The sequence below is a fragment of the Alienimonas sp. DA493 genome (genome assembly GCF_043951915.1).
Lineage (GTDB): Bacteria > Planctomycetota > Planctomycetia > Planctomycetales > Planctomycetaceae > Alienimonas.
Genome location: NZ_JBINJD010000281.1, coordinates 1 through 2,659, shown reverse-complemented (window position 1 = coordinate 2,659; position 2,659 = coordinate 1). Strand labels below are relative to the sequence as shown.

Annotated in this window: 1 protein-coding gene and 1 pseudogene; both read right to left on the bottom strand. The window is 69.9% G+C overall.

From position 1 onward, the window contains the following. Window positions 1-621: 621 nt before the first annotated feature. Window positions 622-957, bottom strand: a complete 336-nt coding sequence (locus ACG2DA_RS22310) for a hypothetical protein (protein ID WP_395258838.1) — start codon at window positions 955-957, stop codon at window positions 622-624. Between the two features lie 1,299 nt (window positions 958-2,256). After that, window positions 2,257-2,659 (bottom strand): annotated as a pseudogene (locus tag ACG2DA_RS22305) (IS701 family transposase); the annotation flags it as partial.

Sequence of the window (2,659 nt, the reverse complement as noted above, 5' to 3'; positions counted from 1 at the left end):
GGAACGCCGCACAGGTCGGCGTGCGGTGGCAGTTCACGACCGCCGAGGCGCGGATTAAACTCCGCTCGCTCTACCCGACGATCGAGCTGCAATGATCCACTAGCGGCACGGCGCCTCCCCGTCCGACTCGTCCTCGCACGACAGTTCCTTCCAGGGCACACCGACCGGGGCCGCCTCGGCCTCGGTCGCGTAGTCCCGGCCCGCACCCAGCCGCTACGGAGCAAGAACAGGGGTTGCCTCGCGGGAGCCGGGAGCACGTAGTCCGCGGGCGGATGTCCAGGGCGTTCCGCCGTCGCGCGTCGCCGCAGGCCGCGTCGGTCGCAATCCGCCGCAGGGCATGCCAGCAGCGTCCAGGGCCCGGCGGATCATCGCGACGGCTGCGTAGGCCGGACCCGCGAGTTCGAGGACTTAGGCGCTCACGTAGACGAGCGCGCTTGGGGCGCCGGCGGTCGCGGGGCGGACCGGGCCCCGCGCCGACTCCGTCGGCAGGAGCAGAGTCCGATGGATCAGGCTGCAGCCGAAGGGCGTCGGGAGCGGCAGAAACACGGCGGTCTGGCAGTTCGCCGTCCGGTTCCCGACCCGGACCTCCGTCACGCCGGCGGATTTCGCGCACTTCTTCGGTCACCGGGCGACGCCGGCGATCAATACTGATCGGCCGGCCTCCCCAGGCACGGCCAGCCGATCGACAACGTAGCCCCGCAGGTCGCCGCGGACGGAGTGGGCGTTCCGCCTCGCTCGTCCGGAGAACCGCTGCACGTTGGTCGGCGTCGGCTCCCCGGCGGCCGCGGCCAACGGCCGACCGTTCCCACGCCTCCAAACGGCGGTCAGGGCATGCAGATATCGTCCGGCCCGCTCCCGCAGCTCCCAGCGGGCGATCCGTTCGGCGACCGCGGCGAGTTCGCGGTCCCGGCGGCGGGCCTCCCCTCCGTCTTTAAAGTCCTCCTCGTGGAACGTCATGCAGTTCTTCCGCAGGCGGCGACGTCCTCGCCCCCGACGTCCCCCGCCGAAGAGACGAAGCGCAAGAGTCGGCGCTTCGCCCCGAAATTGGGGGAACGGGGTCGTCGAGGAGCGTCCGTTGGTCGTCTGCCGGCACGGCCCGTCCGGATCCGTATCGAGACCCGAACAGAGGCCCTTTCAGGCGTCGGGAGGCCCGCCGGGGGTTTCGCCCCTGGGGCGGCGTCCTGCCGCGTTGTCACAGAGGTAGCGCTGGGTGGACACGCGAAGCTGCCCTCGCCAGAGGAGCTGCGCGAGGTTTCCGCGGCCTCACGCCCGCGGTCGACGGCGTCGGCGCGCGGCCGGCCCCTCCTGAGGGCGGAGCGATACGGTGAGGTAGGACTTGCGTCGCTTCTACGCGGTCGGAACAGGGCCGTTCCCGGATCTACTATTCCATTCCCTGATAAGTCGAACGCGTCTCCGAGGGGATGCCCTCGAGGAGGGGGAGTTTAGGGTACGTGCCGCGAGACGTCACGCAGCGTTACGCTCGACCGATGCGGAAGGAGTTACGTCGAAATCGACCCAACTCGAGTGCCTCGAGTGCGGTGGACACGTGAAGAGAAGCATTGCCGGTCCGTTGCAAGATAGCTGTCCGGGCATGACGCCCCTGCCTTGAGTTGAGCCAATTGGTGGATGGTCACGGCTGGTCTCATCTCCCGCACATTCCCCACCGCGAATCCTCGCGGAGCGTGGTGCATGGGTCCGTACGTGGACGTCGCGGTTTGCGTCTCCGGCAAGTAGAAGGCGGCCCCTTCACCGCCTCATTCGCAGAAGCACACCTGGCCTGCCCCTTCATGTGGCGTCGCATTCTGCTGAAGGCGGACGCCCCAGGCTTCAACGCCGCCAGCGACCTTCTGTTCGGTCGGGGGCTCGGCTGCTCCGCGACGACCGAGGGGCGGGTGCGGCAACGGTTCCCCGGCGCGGGCCGGACTCGACTCAACGCTGCACCGCAAACAGCCGACCAGCCAGCAGCGCCGCAAGCTGGCAGGGGCGGAGGAGGCCCGGCTGACCGTGGTCGTCCGTTTGCCGAGCCAGGACGTTCGGGTTCGCTGGACGATGAAGCTGCTGGCTGAGCGGTTGCTAGCACTGGAGATCGTCGAGTTGATCTACCCGGCCACTGTTCCGCGTCCCTCGATTGCCGTGATAGAGCGAGGAGTATCATGTGCGATCCTTCAGGAAGGGTCGCTGTTCGGTTCTGCCTCAGGCTTTTGAGGTCCTGCGATCCTCGGCGTGGTCCGCCGGCTTGGAATCTTCTCACCTCCTTCAAGCGGACGCATCCTGTGCCCGGGCCGCCGTCAACGCGGCGTGGGCGAGCATCGACAGCGTCACGTGCCGATACCAGCCGTCCCAGCTCCGCACCTCGTACCCTTCCAGGTCCGCGTCCCGCCGGGCCTCCCGCAAGCAGGCCCGCAGCGCCCCGACCCCGCCGGCGACCGCCGCCAACTCAGACATCCGCGTCCCCTCCGGCGGCTCGGAGAGGAAGTACGTCCGCCCCGCTCCCCCGCCCTCGCGGATCAGCAGCGTCCCCCGCCGCGTCGGCCCGCCGCTCGTCCGCCAAGGCTCCCCGTACGGCAACGCCGCCCAGCGGCACGGCGTTCCGCCGTCCGCCCCCTCCCCGCACGGCGGCTTTTCCCAGGCGAGGCCGCCCGGCGCGGCCTCGGCCTCG